This window comes from Sinorhizobium sp. CCBAU 05631 (assembly GCF_002288505.1).
Lineage (GTDB): Bacteria > Pseudomonadota > Alphaproteobacteria > Rhizobiales > Rhizobiaceae > Sinorhizobium > Sinorhizobium fredii_C.
The window spans coordinates 951,926-971,261 of sequence record NZ_CP023064.1; the positions used below are offsets into that span (position 1 = coordinate 951,926).

Annotated in this window: 18 protein-coding genes; 8 read left to right on the forward strand and 10 right to left on the reverse strand. The window is 63.0% G+C overall.

The window, feature by feature from the left end:
* Positions 1-243: 243 nt before the first annotated feature.
* The 6 genes from SS05631_RS23930 to pobA all read right to left on the reverse strand — a co-directional run bounded on the left by SS05631_RS23930 (position 244) and on the right by pobA (position 6,163).
* On the reverse strand, positions 244-960 hold the full coding sequence (locus SS05631_RS23930; protein ID WP_037416957.1) for an ABC transporter ATP-binding protein: 717 nt from the start codon (positions 958-960) through the stop codon (positions 244-246).
* A complete protein-coding gene (locus tag SS05631_RS23935; RefSeq protein ID WP_037416955.1) occupies positions 941-1,705 on the reverse strand; it encodes an ABC transporter ATP-binding protein in 765 nt (254 codons plus the stop codon). The genes SS05631_RS23930 and SS05631_RS23935 overlap by 20 nt, the downstream gene beginning before the upstream one ends.
* Entirely contained in the window at positions 1,702-2,703 is a 1,002-nt protein-coding gene (locus SS05631_RS23940) for a branched-chain amino acid ABC transporter permease (protein WP_037416993.1), read from the reverse strand. Before SS05631_RS23940 ends, SS05631_RS23935 begins: the two co-directional genes overlap by 4 nt.
* 5 nt (positions 2,704-2,708) lie before the next feature.
* The gene (locus SS05631_RS23945; RefSeq protein WP_037416953.1) at positions 2,709-3,572 is read right to left on the reverse strand and encodes a branched-chain amino acid ABC transporter permease; all 864 of its coding nucleotides are present in this window, start codon (positions 3,570-3,572) and stop codon (positions 2,709-2,711) included.
* A 61-nt stretch (positions 3,573-3,633) separates the two neighbouring features.
* A complete protein-coding gene (locus tag SS05631_RS23950) occupies positions 3,634-4,806 on the reverse strand; it encodes an ABC transporter substrate-binding protein (RefSeq protein WP_037416952.1) in 1,173 nt (390 codons plus the stop codon).
* 184 nt (positions 4,807-4,990) lie between these two features.
* Positions 4,991-6,163, reverse strand: coding sequence for a 4-hydroxybenzoate 3-monooxygenase (gene pobA, locus SS05631_RS23955; RefSeq protein ID WP_037416950.1), 1,173 nt, complete (start codon positions 6,161-6,163; stop codon positions 4,991-4,993).
* On the opposite strand from pobA, the gene SS05631_RS31140 reads away from it, so the two are divergent.
* Complete coding sequence (locus SS05631_RS31140) at positions 6,162-6,311, forward strand: hypothetical protein (RefSeq protein ID WP_157213163.1); 150 nt, start codon at positions 6,162-6,164, stop codon at positions 6,309-6,311. The genes pobA and SS05631_RS31140 overlap by 2 nt on opposite strands.
* Positions 6,312-6,316: 5 nt before the next feature.
* Entirely contained in the window at positions 6,317-7,204 is an 888-nt protein-coding gene (locus tag SS05631_RS23960; protein ID WP_037416948.1) for a helix-turn-helix domain-containing protein, read from the forward strand.
* A 76-nt stretch (positions 7,205-7,280) separates the two neighbouring features.
* Here SS05631_RS23960 and katG read toward each other — a convergent pair whose 3' ends face one another.
* Entirely contained in the window at positions 7,281-9,479 is a 2,199-nt protein-coding gene (gene katG / locus SS05631_RS23965; protein ID WP_037416946.1) for a catalase/peroxidase HPI, read from the reverse strand.
* A 1,012-nt stretch (positions 9,480-10,491) separates the two neighbouring features.
* Positions 10,492-11,967: an FAD-dependent oxidoreductase gene (locus SS05631_RS23975; RefSeq protein WP_037416942.1), complete on the reverse strand. Its 1,476-nt coding sequence runs from the start codon at positions 11,965-11,967 to the stop codon at positions 10,492-10,494.
* Positions 11,968-12,248: 281 nt separating this feature from the next.
* On the opposite strand from SS05631_RS23975, the gene SS05631_RS23980 reads away from it, so the two are divergent.
* Positions 12,249-12,929, forward strand: a complete 681-nt coding sequence (locus SS05631_RS23980) for a redoxin family protein (RefSeq protein ID WP_037416940.1) — start codon at positions 12,249-12,251, stop codon at positions 12,927-12,929.
* Between the two features lie 170 nt (positions 12,930-13,099).
* Entirely contained in the window at positions 13,100-13,987 is an 888-nt protein-coding gene (locus tag SS05631_RS23985; protein WP_037416992.1) for a LysR family transcriptional regulator, read from the forward strand.
* A gap of 18 nt (positions 13,988-14,005) precedes the next feature.
* Here SS05631_RS23985 and panD read toward each other — a convergent pair whose 3' ends face one another.
* Both panD and SS05631_RS23995 read right to left on the reverse strand, forming a co-directional pair.
* On the reverse strand, positions 14,006-14,458 hold the full coding sequence (gene panD / locus SS05631_RS23990; RefSeq protein ID WP_037416938.1) for an aspartate 1-decarboxylase: 453 nt from the start codon (positions 14,456-14,458) through the stop codon (positions 14,006-14,008).
* A 546-nt stretch (positions 14,459-15,004) separates the two neighbouring features.
* Positions 15,005-15,472: an SRPBCC family protein gene (locus tag SS05631_RS23995; protein WP_037416936.1), complete on the reverse strand. Its 468-nt coding sequence runs from the start codon at positions 15,470-15,472 to the stop codon at positions 15,005-15,007.
* A 488-nt stretch (positions 15,473-15,960) separates the two neighbouring features.
* Here SS05631_RS23995 and SS05631_RS24000 point away from each other — a divergent pair, with 488 nt between their 5' ends.
* The 4 genes from SS05631_RS24000 to SS05631_RS24015 all read left to right on the forward strand — a co-directional run bounded on the left by SS05631_RS24000 (position 15,961) and on the right by SS05631_RS24015 (position 19,307).
* Positions 15,961-17,253, forward strand: a complete 1,293-nt coding sequence (locus SS05631_RS24000) for a CmpA/NrtA family ABC transporter substrate-binding protein (RefSeq protein WP_037416934.1) — start codon at positions 15,961-15,963, stop codon at positions 17,251-17,253.
* 63 nt (positions 17,254-17,316) lie between these two features.
* On the forward strand, positions 17,317-18,210 hold the full coding sequence (gene ntrB / locus SS05631_RS24005; RefSeq protein ID WP_037416932.1) for a nitrate ABC transporter permease: 894 nt from the start codon (positions 17,317-17,319) through the stop codon (positions 18,208-18,210).
* A gap of 17 nt (positions 18,211-18,227) precedes the next feature.
* Positions 18,228-19,028: an ABC transporter ATP-binding protein gene (locus tag SS05631_RS24010; RefSeq protein ID WP_037416930.1), complete on the forward strand. Its 801-nt coding sequence runs from the start codon at positions 18,228-18,230 to the stop codon at positions 19,026-19,028.
* Positions 19,029-19,109: 81 nt separating this feature from the next.
* On the forward strand, positions 19,110-19,307 hold the full coding sequence (locus SS05631_RS24015; RefSeq protein WP_037416928.1) for a heavy-metal-associated domain-containing protein: 198 nt from the start codon (positions 19,110-19,112) through the stop codon (positions 19,305-19,307).
* Positions 19,308-19,336: the final 29 nt, after the last annotated feature.

Here is a 19,336-nt window from a genome sequence, read left to right on the forward strand (position 1 = left end):
TTTTTGACCCCTCTCCGGAATTCTTCGTCGGGCGGTCGTGGCGACCATTGGGCCGCGCCGGATGGGATACCCATGCAGCGCCCTAATTGTGCGGCGTCGCGCGCATGATCGCTAGCCGCCCATTTCGACGGCGAAAGCGAAAGACTTTCAAATTTTTGAGGGCATTCCGCCGGATTTCCTTGAGAAAATCCTCCTTAAGTCGGCGATACGACCAAGCGGCCCACAGCGCCGATCGGACGGCGGCTAATGCAAGCCGCCGACTCCCAGAAGCCGCTCGACGGCCGTGTGATCCTTCGTCAGCGCCGCCGGCGTTCCGCTCCACGCGAGCCTTCCCCGCTCGAGAACGATGACGTGGTCGGCGAAATCGAGCGCGCTCTGAATGCGCTGTTCGACGAGCAGGATCGTCATGTCGCCGACCTTTGCAAGTTCGGCGAAGGCCTTCATCAGTTCCTCGCAGATGACCGGCGCCAGCCCCTCGAGCGGTTCGTCGAGGAGCAGGACGGAGGGACGCCCGAGGATCGATCGGGCGGTCGACAGCATCTGCTGCTCGCCGCCGGAGAGCTGGGAACCGAGATTCTTGCGGCGCTCGTAGAGACGCGGAAACATCTCGTAGGCTTCCTTGAGCGCGTTTTTGGGGCGTCCCTTGAGGCCGACGAAGAGGTTTTCCTCCACCGTCAGCGTCGGAAAGACGCAGCGCGCCTGCGGCACGAAACCGAGGCCCTTCAACGCGCGAGAGGCGCTCGGCATCGCCGTGACGTCCGTCTCGCCGATCCGGATGCGTCCGTCGTAACGCCGCGTCTGGCCGGCGAGCGTGGCGAGCAGCGTCGTCTTGCCCATGCCGTTGCGGCCGAGCACGGCGAGCCGCGCCCCGGCAGGCACCGAAAAGGAGATCCCTTCCAGCACCCGCGTCGGCCCGTAGCCGGCCGACAGGTTCTCGACTTCAAGCGGCGTGGCCGGCATTGGCATAGCTCCCGAGATAGGCTTCGCGCACGCGCGGGTCCTTAGTGACGTCCGACGGCGAGCCGTCGAAGATTATCGTGCCTGCGGCGAGCACGATGACGCGCTTGGCAAAGCGGAAGACGAGGTCCATGTCGTGCTCGATCATCAACACGGCGAGATCGGCCGGAAGGTCTGCTAGCGCCTGTTCGATGCGGCCGGTATCGCTTTGCGGCACGCCGGCCGCCGGCTCGTCGAGGAGGAGCACCTTCGGCTTCAGCGCCAACGCTACGGCGATTTCCAATAGCCGCTGCTGGCCATAGGCGATTTCGCTGACCGGCCGGTGCATCAGCTCGCGTAGCCCGAGCTTGCCGAGCAGTTCGCCGACCTCCGCCATGACGTCGGGCATGGCGAGGAAATGGCCGAACAGGCGGCCCGCCCGTCCGTCGCGTTGCAACACCGCAAGAGCCACGTGTTCGGCAGGCGTCATCTCCTGGAAGAGGCGCGTCACCTGAAACGAGCGTACCAGGCCGCGCTGCACCCGCCCGATCGCGTCGATGCGTGTGATGCTCTCGCCGCCGAGCTGGACATCGCCGGAATCGGGCGCCAGGTTGCCGGTCACGAGATTGACCAAGGTCGTCTTGCCAGCGCCGTTCGGGCCGATCAGCGCGACGCGGTCGCCCGGTGCCATGGCGAGGCTGACGTCGTTGGTGACGGCAAGACCGCCGAAGGATCGCTTCAGGTTCCTGACTTCGAAGATCGCGCTCATCGGGGCGTACTCCGCCATCTGGACGCCAGACCGGCAAGGGTGCCGTAGAGACCCTTCGGCGCGAAGAGGACGACGGCGATCAGCAGGGCGCCGACCATGGTCAGCCAGTGAAACGGGTTGGCGGCGGAAACGACATCCTCAAAGAACATGAAGACGATCGTGCCAGTGAGCGCGCCGAACAACGAGCCGGTGCCGCCGAGGACGAGCATGACAAGGCTCTCGGCCGAGAGCGTGAAGGACAGGCTGTCGAGGCCGACGACCTGTGTCGAGATGGCATTGAGCGCGCCGCCCGTTCCGGCAACCGCGCCTGAAATGACGTACATCTTCATCAAGGCAAGCTTCGGCGAGGCGCCCATGGCGCGGATGCGGATCGGGTCCTCCTTGATGCCGCGGCAGAGCATGCCGAAAGGCGAACGGACGATGAGCCGCAAGATCGTAAAGACGACTGCAAGCAGGACAATGCCGAAGACATAGGCGGTGCGGCCCCAAAGGTCGAATTCGAAGTGAGCGAGCAGCGGATCGGGCGCGATGCCGGCGAGCCCGTCGCTGCCGCCTGTCCAGGAGGAGGCCTTGTTGGCAAACTCGTGGAACAGATGAATGAGCGCGATCGACAGGACCAGCTGCGGAAGACCGTGCGCCCTGAGAATGACGATACCGCAGACGAGGCCTGCAAGAGCACCGCCGAGAATGCCGCAGGCGAGCATCAGCAGCGGATCGGTGATGCCGAAGTGAACCGCGGCAATTCCGGCCGCATAAGCGCCAGACCCGAAGAGCGCGGCATGGCCGAGCGTCGCCACGCCGCAATAGCCGGTAACAAGATCGAGCGACAGGACCAGGAGCGCGATCGCGGTGATACGCGTCAGCAGCGCCAGATTGTTCGGAAACAGGAGATAGCCGAGCACGGCCAAGAGCAGAATTGCCGCAAGACCGGCGAGATCGCGGGCGAGCTTGCGCCCTTTGCCGGGCGCGCTCGTCATCGCATCGTTCATCGTTGCCATGGTCACTAACTTGTCCTTCCGGAAAGCCCGCGGGGAAAGACGCAGACGATGGCTATGACCGCGAGGTAGAAGAAAAATTCGCCGAATTCCGGCACGAGATAGCGGCCGGCGGTATCGATGCCGCCGAGCAGCAGGCACGCGATCAACGCACCCGGTATCGACCCCGCGCCGCCGACGGAAACCACGACGAGGAAGGTCACCATGTAGCGTAGCGCGTAATAGGGTTCGACCGGCAGCAGTTCGGCGCCGACGACGCCGCCGAGCGCGGCAAGCCCGACGGCAACGGCGAAGCTCACCGCATAGACGATCTCGGTGCGCACGCCGAGCGCCGCCGCCATCGCGGCATTGTCGACGGCCGCCCGAAGCTTCACGCCGAAGGCGGTCTTTTCGATCAGGTACCAGAGGGCGGCGGCAACGGAGAGGCCGCAAAGGATGGCAAAAATTCTGTGCGTGGCGATCGATCGGAAGCCGAGATCGACCGACCCCTGAAGCGCCGAAGGAAGGGGAACGGTCTTCAGCGTAGGGCCAAAGACGTAATTGGCGATGCCGATGATGCAGAAGGTGATGCCGATCGTCATCAGCACTTGAGTGAGTTCCGGAGCCCCGTAGATGCGCCGGTAAAGCAGGCGCTCGATCGGCACGGCGATAGCGATCGTTCCGAATACGGCAAAGAGCACCGCGAAACCGTAGCCGAGCCCCAGATCGCGTGCGGCATAGGAGGCTATGTATCCGCCGATCATGGCGAAGGCGCCGTGGGCGAGGTTGACCACGCGCATCAGGCCCATGGTGACGGAAAGACCGATCGAGATCACGAACAGCACCATGCCGTAAGCGAGCGCGTCGACCGCTATGCTGAAGACGGTTTGCATTAACCCCATCCTGTTCCGCTAGGGCGGGGCCAGCGGCCCCGCATCCCTTTCCCCGAACGGCCTACTTCAGCGCCGCCAGACCGGGATCGCCCTGCTTCTCGAAGGTCGCGATCTCCTTGTTATAATAGGTGCCGTCCTCGGCCTTGGCGACTTCGCGCAGGTAGATGTTCTGGGTGATGTGGCGCGACTCCGGATCGATCGACACCGGTCCGCGCGGGCTCGTCCAGGAAAGCCCCTTGACGGCCTCGACCGCCTTCTGTGCGTCCTGCTCGCCGCCCGTCGCCTCGATCATCTTGTAGATGACGTGCATGCCGTCGTAGGCGCCGACCGAGGGGAAGGAAAGCTCGGCCGGATTGCCGATCGCCTTGCCGGCCGCCTCGACGAACGCCATGTTTTCCGACGAATCGTGCGAGACCGCGTAGTGGAAGGTCGTCTGGATCCCAAGTGCAGCTTCACCAAGTGCCGGCAGGTCCGATTCCTGCGTCAGGTCGCCCGGTGCGAAGAACTTGATGCCGGCGCCCTTTAGGCCGTTTTCGTTGAAGGACTTGACGAAGCCAAGCGTCGTCGGGCCGGAGGGCAGGAAGGCGAAGACTCCTTCGGCCCCCGAATCCTTGATGCGCTGCATGATCGGCGAGAAGTCATTGGTGGCGAGCGGCATGCGGATCGCCTCGACGATCTGTCCGCCCGCGGCTTCGAACCCCTTCTTGAAGGCGTTCTCGGCGTCGACGCCCGGGCCGTAGTCGCTGACCACCGAGATGATTTTCGAGACGCCGGCGTCCTTCGCCACCTTGGCGATCGGCGTCGAGGTCTGCCAGAGCGTGAACGAGGTGCGCACGACCAGCGGGCTCTTGGTGACGATCGCCGACGTTGCGGCATTCATGATGACGAGCGGCACGTTGGCCTGCTCGAGCAGCGGCGTTACCGCCATCGCGTCGGGCGTGAAATAGAAGCCGGCGAGATATTGCACGCCTTCCTTGACAACGAGCTCCTGCGCCAGCGCCTTGGATTGAGCGGGATCGGGCTGCGGCACGTCCCGGTAGATGATTTCGATGTCGTCGTCGCCGACCTTGCTGCCGTTCAGCGCCATATAGGCATCGATGCCGGCCTTGAAGTTCTTGCCCTGCAGCGCGAACGGGCCGGAAAACGGCCCGATGACGCCGACCTTGATCGTGTCGGCATGCGCTGCACCCGCAATCGTAAGTGCCGCCAAGGCGGCGAGAATAGTCCGTTTCATTTTTCCTCCCCACGGCACCCGGCTCACTCCCGTCCGGTGCCCGTCCAAGATCAACTGCGAATTGATCGTCGTCAGTTTGCCACCTGAGACGGCGGTGAATAATGAAAGATAGGCCGCCCCACATAACTGCACAGTTATGAATACTCCTCTATCAAACCTCCCTTCCCTCGGCATCAGCACAAGGTCAAAACGGCAACCCGACATAATTCTCGGCGAGCGCCGTCGCCGCGGCCCGCGAATGGGTGAGATAGTCGAGCTCGGCCTCCTGGATTTTCTGGTCGAATTCGCTGGTGTCGGGAAAACGGTGCATCATCGTCGTCATCCACCAGGAAAAGCGAACCGCCTTCCAGACACGCGCGAGCGCCCGGGCCGAATAGGCGTCGACGGCTGCATTGGAGCGGTCCTGATAGTGCTCGAGCAAGCCCTCGAACAGGTAGTGCACATCGCTCGCCGCAAGGTTCAGCCCCTTGGCCCCGGTCGGCGGCACGATATGGGCGGCATCGCCGACAAGAAACATTCGCTCGAAGCGCATCGGCTCGGCGACGAAGGATCGAAGCGGCGCGATCGATTTCTCGAAGGAAGGACCGGTCACCACCCGTTCGGCGTGATGGATCGGCAGGCGGCGACGCAACTCGTCCCAGAAACGCTCGTCGTCCCAATCGTCGAGCTTCTCGTCGAGCGGGCACTGGATGTAGTACCGGCTGCGGCTCAAGGACCGCATCGAACATAGAGCGAAGCCGCGCGGGTGATTGGCATAGACCAGTTCGTGATCGACTGGCGGCACGTCGGCGAGGATGCCGAGCCAGCCGAAGGGATAGACCTTCTCATAGGCGCGGATCGCGCGCTCCGGCACGGACCTGCGGCTGACCCCGTGGAAGCCGTCGCAGCCAGCGATGAAATCGCAATCGATCCGATGGGTGACTCCGTCCTTTTCATAGGTGACGTAAGGTGCATGGCTCTCAAAGTTATACGGCTTCACATTTGCCGCCTCGTAGATCGACGACGCGCCCGACTGTTCGCGATGATCCATCAGGTCGCGAGTGAGCTCCGTCTGGCCGTAGATCAGCACCCGTTTGCCGCCCGTCAGACCGTTGAGGTCGATACGATGATCACGGCCGTCGAAAGCGAGCGAAAATCCGTCATGCGGGAGGCCTTCGGCATGCATCCGCGTTCCCGATTGCGCCTCGTCCATAAGCCGGACGGTGCCTTCCTCCAAAACGCCGGCGCGCACCCGGCCGAGAATGTGTTCCTTGCTGGCGCGGTCGAGGACAAGATTGTCAATGCCCGCCAGTGTCAACAATTGCCCAAGCAGCAGACCGGACGGGCCGGAACCGATGATGACGACTTGGGTTCGCATGTATCTCCTCACCATACAAGCCGGCGAAGCCGTTGATGTGCCCGCTGCAAAATTGGCCTTTATCAGGGAAGTTTGCGCGCCGCCGGCCCTTGTCTCAATGGACATTTCTGCCATGTTATTGGACTTCTCGAACATCGATGCTGCGTGAGCCAGATGAAGCGACCTGTCCCGACCTACGAGCTCTATGGCGAGGAATCCGGAGAACGGCCGGATTTCTGGCTGCATTGCGAGACAATCCCTTCGCGCAGCCGCCTGCACCACTGGGAGATCGGCCTTCATCGCCACGAGAGCTTCTTTCAGATCCTCTACATCGCCAAGGGTTCAGGCGATGCGCTGTTCGACGGCACGGCCAGGCCGATTTCGCCGCCGGCGGTGATTACCATCCCGCCCGCCGTCAGCCATGGCTTCCGCTTTTCGGCTGATATCGACGGTTTCGTGTTCACGGTGCTCGCATCGCATCTGCCGGTCGCGCCGGGTGGCCGCAACAGGCTCGGCGGCTGGCTGGCGACACCCCGCCTGACGCCACTCGGCGATAGCGACGACGGCCGCTACATCGCCGAGACATTGCAGCGCCTGGCCGAGGAATGGGACGCGCGCCGCAGCCACCGCACCGGCCTGCTCGATGCCTATCTGACGACGGTGTTGGGATTGGCGGCGCGGCTCGCGGATGAGCCGCGCGACAGCGGGCCAGCCGGGGAGAGCGAAAACGAGCGGCGCATGGAACGATTCGACGCCCTGCTCCGGCAGCACTATCTGGACCACCGTCCGGCCGCTTACTATGCGCGCGAGCTGGGCCTGTCGCCGACCCATCTCAATCGCGTCGTCCGCGCAGTCGCCGGGCAGAGCGTGCACGAGGTGATCGCCGGACGGCTGCTGGACGCCGCGAGGCGCCAGCTCGTCTTCACCCGTGCGAGCGTCCAGGAGATCAGCTTCCGCCTCGGCTTCTCGGACGCAGCCTATTTCTCACGCTTCTTCGTCCGCCACATCGGCATGACGCCGCGGGCCTGGCGGATCACCGAGCGGCAAAGGCTCGGTGTATGACGTGCCTAGCCGTCTGCTGCATCAGTGAGGTGGGCGCGGCCAAGGCGGCCGCGCCCGCATGTCTTTCGGCTCGCGATCAGACGAGATCGAAGCGATCGGCGTTCATCACCTTCGTCCAGGCCGCCACGAAGTCGCGGACGAACTTCTCCTGCGAGTCGCCCTGGCCATAGACCTCGGCAATGGCCCTCAGTTGCGAGTTCGAACCGAAGACGAGGTCAACGCGGGTGCCGGTCCACTTGATTTCGTCCGTCTTGCGGTCGCGCCCCTCGAAAACATACTTCGATTCCGCAGAGACCTTCCATGCCGTGCCCATGTCGAGCAGGTTGACGAAGAAGTCATTGGTGAGCGTCTCGGGCCGCGTCGTGAACACGCCGTGCTGGGACTGCCCGGTGTTGGCGTTCAACACGCGCATGCCGCCGATGAGAACCGTCATTTCCGGTGCGGTAAGCGTCAGAAGCTGCGCCCTGTCGATCAGCAGTTCTTCCGGCGAAATCAGATAGTCGCCCTTCTGATAGTTGCGGAAGCCGTCGGAGATCGGTTCCAGTACGCCGAAGGAGTCCACATCGGTCTGCTCCTCGGTCGCATCGGTGCGGCCGGGCGCAAAGGGAACTTCGATGTCGTGGCCGGCGTTCTTCGCCGCCTTCTCGACCGCGGCGGCGCCGCCGAGAACGATCAGGTCTGCGAGCGATACCTTCTTGCCGCCGGACTGGGCGCCGTTGAATGCCTCCCGAATGCCTTCGAGCGTTTCGAGCACGGTCGCAAGCTGGGCCGGCTGGTTGACCTCCCAATCCTTCTGCGGTGCGAGGCGGATGCGCGCACCGTTTGCCCCGCCGCGCTTGTCCGAACCGCGGAAGGTCGATGCCGACGCCCAGGCGGTCGATACCAGCTGAGAGACCGACAGGCCGGACGCAAGAATCCGTTCCTTGAGATCGGCGATGTCCTCTTCGTCGACGAGCGGGTGGTCGACGGCCGGGACCGGATCCTGCCAGATCAGTTCCTCGGACGGAACCTCCGGGCCGAGATAGCGCACCCGTGGGCCCATGTCGCGATGGGTCAGCTTGAACCAGGCACGGGCAAACGCATCCGCGAACTGGTCCGGGTTCTCGAAGAAGCGCCGCGCGATCTTCTCGTAAGCCGGATCGAAGCGCAGCGCGAGGTCGGTCGTCAGCATGGCCGGCGCGTGGCGCTTGGACTGGTCATGGGCATCCGGAACCGTGCCCGCGCCCATGCCGTTTTTCGGCGTCCACTGATGCGCACCGGCCGGGCTCTTCGTGAGCTCCCATTCGTAGCCGAACAGGTTCCAGAAGAAGTTGTTGCTCCACTTCGTCGGCGTGCTCGTCCAGGTGACTTCCAGGCCGCTGCCGATCGTGTCGCCGCCCTTGCCGGTTCCGAAGCTGCTGGTCCAGCCGAAGCCCTGTTCGGCGATATCCGCGCCTTCGGGCTCAACGCCGACATGCGAGGCGTCGCCAGCACCGTGCGTCTTGCCGAACGTATGTCCGCCGGCGATCAGCGCTACGGTCTCCTCGTCGTTCATCGCCATGCGGGCGAAGGTCTCGCGGATGTCCCGGGCAGCGGCAAGCGGATCCGGGTTGCCGTTCGGACCTTCCGGATTCACATAGATCAGGCCCATCTGCACGGCGGCCAGCGGCTTTTCGAGCTCTCGCTCTTCCGTATAGCGCTTGTCGGCAAGCCAGGTATCCTCGGCACCCCAGTAGACGTCTTCCTCGGGCTCCCAAACGTCAGCGCGGCCGCCGGCAAAGCCAAAGGTCTTGAAGCCCATCGACTCGAGCGCAACGTTGCCGGTGAGGATCATCAGGTCGGCCCAGGAAATGCTGTTGCCGTATTTCTGCTTGATAGGCCAAAGCAGCCGGCGCGCCTTGTCGAGATTGACGTTGTCCGGCCAGCTGTTGAGCGGCGCGAAACGCTGCTGGCCCGCACCCGCACCGCCGCGGCCGTCGCCGGTGCGGTAGGTGCCGGCGCTATGCCATGCCATGCGGATGAAGAGCGGCCCGTAATGGCCGAAGTCGGCCGGCCACCAATCCTGCGAATCGGTCATCAGCGCGTGGAGGTCTTTCTTCAGGGCCTCCAGGTCGAGTTTCTTGAATTCCTCGGTATAGTTGAACGCCTGGCCCATCGGGTCGGACAGCGACGAGTGTTGGTGAAGAATCTGCACATTCAACTGGTTCGGCCACCAGTCCCGATTCGACCTTCCGCCATGGGCCGTGTGGGTGTGCGCCACCGGACACTTGCCCGCACTCTCGACCTTGGAATCCATTATGCTCTCCATTGCGCTTGGCTTCAATTGCGCCATCCAGATGACATCGGTCTTCAACCTCGGGCGTTCTGCATGGCGGTGCGTCAGAGCTGGCCGCTGCACTCAAGGGGCAGCAGCTGCATCTGGTGCGACCATACCGATTCAGTTCCATTAGTTTAAGTTGGATTTTCCGATTGCGTCGATAGGATAAACTTATTGTCCAATGAACTTCTCTCTCGTATTGCAGCGAATCTCGCCTGAGGCGTGCATCGGCGCTCTTTCAGGAATGCCAGCGCGCCTAGGACCTTAGTCCGGGGTAGCGGGTCCAAAGGTCTTAGGCCCGTTGCCGAGCGCTGCTCGGCAATACATACTCGATAGTGAGCACCTGCGGAACAACGGCCAGCCCCCCGCCGCCGCGGCCGTGCGATGATCCTGGAGCGGTGCGCCGATGCCCTTCCGCGCCGCTCCAGGACCTCAACTACGGCGCGCGTCCTGCTTGACGCACAGATATCGCTGTCGCCTTTGAATCTCTGCATGTTTTTATCTCCAGAACGGCGATGATCTAGAGGAACATGCAGTAGCGAGCTTTCCTATTGAGGTGTCCGATGAACTCCGAAAAAATGAGAAAGCTCATAGAGGACTGCCAAAGGGACTTATGGGAATACCTATCCTCCGACTGCGGGATCAGCGACAGGGAGATCATTATCGCGCTCCTCAATCGGTTGAATGGACCACAAGCCAAGGATGCGCTGGGGGTGGATTGCGATTGGCGCCCGCGACTTGAGGAACAATGGGTCGGGGAGCGCACTGGAACCAACCAGAACGAAGCAAGGCTCAGAATAATTTTCAACCGTCTCGCAAATGGATCGGCGCATACCTGAGCGTTATCGATGAAGGCGACACGACACTCTTCCCGCACCGGAAGCGTCATCGATGAAGCGCTTCAACTCGTCATGATGCCGCTCTTACGGCGCCAGGGCTCTGTTGCGGCATCTTCAAGCGTCAGTCGCAGTGAAACTGCCCGTCGCCCTCGCTATAGCTCCGCCGGAGCAAGCGGCTTGCGGGCCGGACCGTGGATCACCGATCCATCTGCTGCGAAAATCGAGCCGTGGCAGGGACAATCCCATGTCCGATCGGCATTGTTCCAAGTCACCGTGCAGCCCTTGTGGGTGCAGGAGGCGGAGACGGCACGCAGGGTTCCGTCATCGTCCCGGCAGACGGCGAGCTTCTCGTCGCCGCGCAGGACGACGCCGCCTTCACCCGGTCGTATGTCCCTCGCGCTGCCGACAATCGACTGGCTGTCGCCATTCTTGTGAAAGCCCTTGGGATAAGGCCGGGTCGGATCATAAAGGCTCCGCCAGGGGCTGGCGCGGCCAAGGATCGTGTCGGCGATCATAATGCCGGCCGCGGTGCCGTTGCTAATGCCCCAGGCGTTGAAGCCGGTGGCGATATGGAAGCCCGGCGCCTTTTCGGGATCGGGTTCGCCAACATAGGGCACCCGGTCGGCGGTGTCGTAGTCCACGTTGCACCAGTGCCAGGCCAGCTCGCCGACGGCCAGGTTCTGCCGCGCCCACTCCTCGAGTTCGACGAAGCGCGCGGCGACGTTCCCGTCCTGGCCGGTATTGAACTTCGGACCGAGCACGACAAGCAGGGGGCCGGCGTCATCCCTCCCCGTTCTGATCGAGTGTGTCGGATCGTCGATGCCGATGAACATGCCATCGACGGCGAGCGGACTGTCGACGCGGAAGGCGATCGCGGTATGGCACCGCGGCTGTGTGCGGTTTGCCATGCCGACGGGGCTCTTGACCGTCATGTTGGTCGCGACGACCACGTGTTCCGCATGAACCGTCCCGCCAGAAGTGACCACGCGCCAGCGGCTCGCCACGTCGATCAGAATCGCTCGGCTCTGTTCGAACAGGCGCGCGCCCCGGTCCGCCGCGGCGCGCGCCAATCCGACGAGATATTTCGCCGGGTTGAATTGCGCCTCACCAGGAAAACAAACTGCAGCCGTGGTCTCGAAAGGCAGCGGTGCACGATCGAGCACCTGTGCCTCGAGCCCGACCTGTCGCGCCGTCTCCGCCTCGGCAATGATGGCTTCGCGGCCCGCCGAGCTGGTGGCATAGGTATAGGCGTTCTTGCGCTCGAGATCGCAGGCGATCGCATAGTCGCGGATCCAGTCCTTGATCAGCGCGGCTCCGGCCGAATTCGCCTCCGCATAGCTACGCGCCCGTGCCAAACCGAGGCTGTCGATGAGGTGGCGATAAATCAAGGCGTGCTGGGTGGTGATTTTCGCCGTCGAACGCCCGGTCACCTGCCCGCCGATCTCGAGCGCTTCGAGCAGGATCACCGAACGGCCAGCTTCGGAAAGGCGAAGCGCTGCGGTAAGCCCGACGATCCCGCCTCCAACCACGACCGTCTCGGCATGGATCGAGCCGTCGAGCGGAGAATAGCCCGTCGGCCCGGCGCCAGCCACCCAGCAGCTTCCCCGTTTTCCCGGCAGATCGACCATCGTGGCATGTCCTCGTTCAGGTGGTCCGATAACCAGCCTGTTCGGGAATGTTCCCGCCCGGCAGCCCTGCACATATCGAGTGAACCTCAAATGGACATGCCTCCAGGCCACGGGAACGGATCGTGCAGTGTCGTTTAGCGCTTGCTCATGGACCGTTGTGGGGCCATGCTGAATTCAGAAGCTGGCTGTGCGGCAAAGCGAGAGGTCAGGCCTATTCAGCGGCCTCGAAGCCCTGCCGTACTGCCTTTCTCGGCCGTACCTTGACGCGAGGAGTTTGTCCGATGTCTGCGCACGCTGCCAACAATCCATTGCAACCGGGCGATCAGGCGCCGAACGTCGTGTTCGACGCGATTTCGCGCGAGGGGAAGATCGCACTTGACGATTTTCGCGGCCGCAGCCCGCTGCTTGTGGGCCTGTTTCGCGGCCTGCATTGCCCGTTCTGCCGCCGCCATGTGGCGGCGATGGCCCAGCTCAACCCGGCGCTCCGCGAAAAGGGCGTTCAGACGCTTGCCGTGGTAAACACTCCCGTCGAACGGGCCCGTCTCTACTTCCGTTTCCATCCGATCGCTGGTCTTCTCGCCGCATCCGATCCGGCCCGCGCATCGCACCGCGCCTTCGGCTTGCCCATCGTCGAGTTCACCGAAAACGAGACTGACTGGCCGACCAAAATCGGAATGGACGCGGTCATGGAGATGCGCGTCGACCTGCCGGGCGAATTGCCTGAACCGATGAATCCGCCCGCGGCAGGAGACCTCCTTGCCGAAAAGGACCCGTACGAAATCAAGGACGCCGATAAGCAGGTCAGCCTGGCCAATCATATGCAGCTCGTCGGCCATTTCCTGCTCGACCGTGAAGGCGTCGTGCGCTGGAGCTTCACCGAAGTCGAGGAGAACGGCCAGAATCTTTGCCGGGCGCTGAGCCCCGAAGAACTGATGTCGGCCGCTTCGAACGTTGCCCATTGACCTGGCTCCTCCCTGCGGAGCTCCGCTATGCGAATCGCGCGGGTGTTCGGCTCCGGCGGCGCGATCAGAAGCCCTGCAAAGGGAAGCGCCGCTCCATGCAGATAATGATTGTTCTTCCGGCGAAGCAAGCCTACTTTGCGCCGTCTCCATGTATGGAATACATAGTTCAGATGCGCCCGCGCCGGTTTCTTCCCTCCATCAGTCTCCTCTCGGCCTTCGAGGCGGTCTTGCGTAACGGCTCGATCTCGGGGGCGGCGCGAGAAGTCAATCTGACGCAAAGCACCGTGAGCCGCCTTGTCCAGAACCTCGAGGAGCAATTGGGCCGGCCGCTGTTCGAACGCCACAGGCAGAGGCTCATTCCGACCGAAGCAGCTCAGGCCTATGGACGGGACGTCACCCGGGCGCTCGACCTCATCCAGCGCGGCAGCATGGAGTTTTCCGCCAATCCGGGCGGCGGCGCCCTGTCGCTCGCCATCCTGCCGGCCTTCGGCACGCGATGGCTGGCGCCGCGGCTCGGTACGTTCCTAACCCGGAATCCGGGCGTGACGATCAATCTTGCGACGCGCCTCAAGCGGTTCAATTTTGCCGCCGAGGGTTTCGACGCAGCCATTCATTTCGGAGCGGACGATTGGCGCGACGCGGGGCACATGAAACTCTTCGAGGAGCGTTTGACCGCCTGCATCGCTCCGTCGCTTCTCTCCGAACACCCGGTTCGCACGGTCGACGACATGGCCGGTCTGCCGCTGCTGCAGTTGGAGACACGCGGGAACGCCTGGGAGATCTGGTTTGCCGCTCAAGGCGCCGAAGCCCCGAGCGTCACGGGAATGTTGCTGGACCAGTTCGCCACGATGACGCAGGCCGCCATTTCGGGCCTCGGTGTGGCCCTGCTTCCCGATTATCTCGCCGATGTCGAGATAGAGGAAAAGCGCCTTGTGCCGCTTCTCAAACGTTCTGTTCCGGGTTCCGGCGCCTATTGGCTGGTCTGGCCCGAGTCGCGGGCCAACCACCCGCCGCTCGAAGCCTTCCGCAGCTGGCTCGCCGCCGAGGTCTCCTCCTGAGCCCCGCTCCAGAGTCGGCTATGCTCCTGCCACCGGAAGCGGGATCGGCTGTCTCCTGTCCTCTTCATCGAGAATGCTGAACGTAAACTTGCCCTGCTGGTCGCGCTCGACCGAATAGGTCAAGCGATCGCGAACATGGTTGTTCTCGTCGAAGGTCAGCACCCTCGGTTTCAGCTCCGTCAGCCGGCTCTCGTCGAGATAGACCGAGTTGCAAATGATGACCTGATCGCCCGGCTGGCAGGTGCGGGCGGCCGCCCCGTTGAGGATGCAGCACCGCGAGCCGCGCTCGCCGAGAATGACATAGGTGGAGATGCGCGCGCCGGAGTTCTTGTTCCAGATCTCAACGAACTCCATCGGCAGGATGCCCGCCGCCTCACAGTGGTCCGGATCCAAGGTGATCGAGCCGTGATAATTGAGGTTAGCCTCGGTCACGTGGATGCCGTGAAGTTTGCCAGCAACCAGTTTTCTCATGTTCCTCCCCTCGCTTCCGCCGCGTTGTCATAGAGCAACGGCTGTCGAAGGGAAAGTGACGTCAGAAACGGCGTGTGCTCGCCGGAGGCGCGTGTCGGATATTCGCCGACGTTTCACAAAGAATGCGGCGCCTGGATGCCAAGCGGCCTGAGCCGTGATACACGGCTGGAACGAGCATCTTTCCACTCCGCCGCTAGAGGTTGCTGCACGCCCGAACGTGGGCAAAGGATAAGGCGAAGAACACGATGCCTATTGCGAATACGACAAGGTCCATGTCGATAATTCCTGTCTGTTGTTTCTACTGACTTGCGCGTCCCCGATAGGCGGCGCCGGCCGCCCGGTAGGTGATCGCGATGGCGTGCATATCCGTCGCCGCAGCGATCGAGGCGATGCGGCGCGTGGATCAATAGAATATGGCTCAAGCGCATAGGACGAGAGAGGTCCAAGAGGAAAGAAATAGGATTCCTATAATCGGCCGCCTCGGGGCTCATGCACGCAAACGCGCTTCGGCGTGAACATGCGAGACGCGAACGAAGCGCCAATTCCTCAGGCACTCCGGGCGAGGCGACGCACGAGGCCCTGCCGACCGCGTTCCATGACGACGTCATGGTTCCAGCTGAAGACGGGCTTCAGGATGACAGCAAGCCTGACCATCCAGGGTTTCGTCACCTTGACGATCCAGTCGTAGCGGATATTGCATACCGCTCCGTCCCGCCGCAGCGTCCATCGACCGGTCCCATCGAGCTCGCCTGAAGCTTTGCCCTCGATAAGCGATAGCGGTTCAACCCTGGTCGTTTCCATGTTGAAGGCCAAGTCATAGGGCAAAGCGGTGGACCATTTCATCCGACGCACGGCGCCGATGCCGGACTCGTCGCCTGGGCGCAGAAGCGTGACCTCATTGACCGAGGGCCACCAGTCCGGCCAGCTCTCGGGCGTGCTGAGCTCCCGCCAGACATCCTGGACAGAGGCGTCGACGGCCCAGGTCGTGACAAGATGAAACTCGGTCGATGCCATCGCGGTCTATCTCGCGGAGGCCGATGAATGGCCCTCACCAATATAGGCGATCCGGGCGGGCCGAAACAGCACCGCATGCTTCGGTCATGCCGCAAGGCAACGATTGGGAGCGCCGCTACTGCCCGTAGGAAATGCGACGGCGCACATAGTTTGCGCGGCATGCAAAATTGCTGGATGGTGCAACGCACAATAATTCATCTTCTGCAGGTCATGCTATATTTTTGGGCATATCGGAATTGGCTAATTTTCCCTCGTCAATTCAGCCACATACGAGATCTGGCGGTGTTTGGCACGACGCTTGCATTGGTGTGCTTGCTTCGGTCAACGGCGATTGAAGCAAGTTCAGGCGAAATGCGCCTGCGAAGGACAGTGACGTCGCGACGGTCTTTGCCTCCGAAAGGGATACCTCCCGATCCCCGGAGCGCGATTTCCGAGCGGCGTTTTTTTCGTCGGTTTTCGACCGGCCAACAAGTTGAGGGAACGTGCGCATGACCAAGATATCGATCGGCGGCTTTACTCGCCGCAGCCTGCTGAAGACGACCGCGACGGCCGCCATGGTCGGCGCAGCGAAAACGCTATTGCCCTCCGGGGCCTTTGCCCAGGGGGCTGGTCCGGAGACGGCGAAAGCCATCCTCGGTTTCATCGCGCTGACCGATTCCGCACCGCTGATCATCGCCAAGGAGAAGGGCTTCTTCGACAAATACGGAATGACCGAAGTCGAGGTGGTGAAGCAGGCCTCCTGGGGAACGACGCGCGACAATCTGGTGCTCGGCTCTGCCGGCGCCGGCATCGATGGGGCACATATCCTGACGCCGATGCCCTATCTCATCTCGACCGGCAAGGTGACGCAGAACAACCAGCCGCTGCCGATGGCGATCCTCACCCGCCTCAACCTCGATGCCCAGGGCATTTCAGTCGGCGCGGCCTATGCGGATCTCAAGATCGGTCTCGATGCCTCGGTGCTGAAGGACGCCTTCGCCAAGAAGAAGGCGGCGGGTGCGGCGGCAAAGGTCGCGATGACCTTCCCCGGCGGTACGCATGACCTCTGGATCCGCTACTGGCTCGCCGCCGGTGGCATCGATCCGGACAAGGACGTCGAGACGATCGTCGTACCGCCGCCGCAGATGGTCGCCAACATGAAGGTCGGCACCATGGACTGTTTCTGCGTCGGCGAGCCCTGGAACGAGCAGCTCGTCAACCAGAAGATCGGCTACACCGCCGTGAATACCGCTGAGCTCTGGGCCAAGCACCCCGAAAAGTCCTTCGCCATGCGCGCCGATTGGGTCGAGAAGAACCCGCGTGCCGCCAAGGCGCTGGTCATGGCCGTCGAGGAGGCCGCGCAATGGTGCGACGACATGGCGAACAAGGACGAGCTTGCCAAGATCGTAGGCAAGCGCAGCTGGTTCAACGTGCCGCCGAAGGACATCGTCGACCGGCTGAAGGGCGAATACGACTACGGCAACGGCAAGGTCGTGGAGAACAGCCCGCATTTCATGAAGTTCTGGCGCGACCACGCCTCCTACCCCTTCCAGAGCCACGACGCCTGGTTCCTCACCGAGAACATACGCTGGGGCAAGCTTGCACCGGATACGGATATCAAGGGGCTGATCGCCAAGGTCAACCGCGAGGACATCTGGCGCGAAGCGGCGAAGGATCTCGGCGTCGCCGACATTCCGCCCTCCACCTCGCGCGGCCCGGAAACTTTCTTCGACGGCAAGGTCTTCGATCCCGCCAATCCCGAAGCCTATCTGAAGAGCCTGGCAATCAGCCGCATCGCCTGATGCCGCAATCGCAGCCGGGCCCGGTCCCGGCTGCCGTCGACCGAGAACCCGTAGGAGAAGGGCATGTCCGCCACCAATCTGAAGCTCAAACCGCAGGCGCCGCCGCAGTCCTCGGCGCAGGTGATTGCTCTCGAGGCTACGGCAAGACCGCGCTTTGACAGCCGCCTGCCGCGCTTTGCCGCTCAAACCATCACCAATCTCTTGCCGCTGCTGGTGACGCTGACCTTCCTCACCCTCGCTTGGCAGCTCGCCTGTGCCTCGCCCGATTCGAGCCTGCCGGCGCCGACGCGCGTGCTCGAGGAGAGCTGGGAATTGATCGCGCATCCCTTCTATGTCGGTCAGGGTGTCGACCAGGGCCTCTTCTGGCACGTCTTCGCCAGCCTGCAGCGCGTCGCCCTCGGCTATGCCATGGCCGCCGCCGTCGGCGTGGCGCTCGGCACTCTGGTCGGCCAGAGCGCGCTCGCCATGCGCGGCCTCGACCCCATCTTCCAGGTGCTGCGCACCGTGCCGCCGCTCGCCTGGCTGCCGCTTTCGCTGGCCGCCTTCCAGGACGGCAACCCCTCGGCGATCTTCGTCATCTTCATCACCGCGATCTGGCCGATCATCATCAACACCGCCGTCGGCATCCGCAACATTCCGCAGGACTACCAGAACGTCGCCAGGGTGCTGCGGCTGAACGGCTTCGAATATTTCGCCAAGATCATGCTGCCGGCCGCCGCCCCGTATATATTCACTGGCTTGAGGATCGGCATTGGTCTCTCATGGCTGGCGATCGTCGCCGCCGAGATGCTGATCGGCGGCGTCGGCATCGGCTTCTTCATCTGGGATGCGTGGAACTCGTCGCTGATCAGCGACATCATCGTGGCGCTGATCTATGTCGGCATCGTCGGTTTCCTCCTCGACCGCATCATCGCGCTCATCGGCCGCGCAGTCGCCCGCGGCACGGCAAACGCCTGAAGAAAAGGAGGCTTTTCATGCCCAAAAGCTATCTCTCGCTGGAACTCATCGACAAGACCTTCGAACGCGGCGGCACGCTGAGCGAGGTTCTGAAACAAGTGTCGCTCGCGGTCGACAAGGGCGAGTTCATCTCGATTATCGGCCATTCCGGCTGCGGCAAGTCAACCCTGCTCAACATCGTCGCCGGATTGACGCAGGCGACGAGCGGCGTCGTGCTGCTGGACGGCCAGGTGGTCGACGAGCCGGGACCGGACCGCGCCGTCGTCTTCCAGAACCATTCGCTGCTGCCGTGGCTGACGGTCTACGAAAACGTCCGGCTCGCCGTCGACAAGGTGTTCTCGGCGACTCGCACCAGGCAGGAACGGCATGAATGGACCATGCGCAACCTCGAACTGGTGCAGATGGCGCATGCCGCCGACAAGCGCCCTTCGGAAGTCTCCGGCGGCATGAAGCAGCGCGTCGGCATCGCCCGTTCGCTGGCGATGGAGCCGAAGGTGCTGCTGCTCGACGAACCCTTCGGGGCGCTCGACGCGCTGACCCGTGCCCATCTGCAGGATCAGGTGATGCAGATCCACGCGACGCTCGGGAACACGGTCTTGATGATCACCCATGACGTCGACGAAGCGGTCCTGCTTTCCGACCGCATCGTGATGATGACCAACGGCCCCTCCGCCCGGATCGGCGAAATCCTCGACGTGCCGCTCGCCCGCCCGCGCCGGCGCATCGAGCTCGCCTCCGATCGCACCTACCTGAAATGCCGCGAAGCGGTGCTCAAGTTCCTCTACGAGCGCCATCGCTTCGTCGAAGCTGCGGAGTGATCGAGGGCGCGCCGGGCGCTCTTGACCTTCCAACGGTGGGAAGCCCCATCTTCGGTTCCTAACGAAAATCGGAGACAGGAAATGCACCGCTACAAGATCGAAGACATGACCTGCAGCCATTGCGCCAGCGTGGTGGAAAGGGCGATTCGCGGCGTCGATCCCGCCGCGGCAATCAAGGTGGACCTCGGCAAGAAGGAAGTCAGCATCGAGACCGCGGCCAACAAGACTGCGATCTCCGACGCGCTCAGAGCGGCCGGCTACGAAAGCCGCCCGCTCTGATCCACGCTGCCGGCCAACCCCCTCAGCGA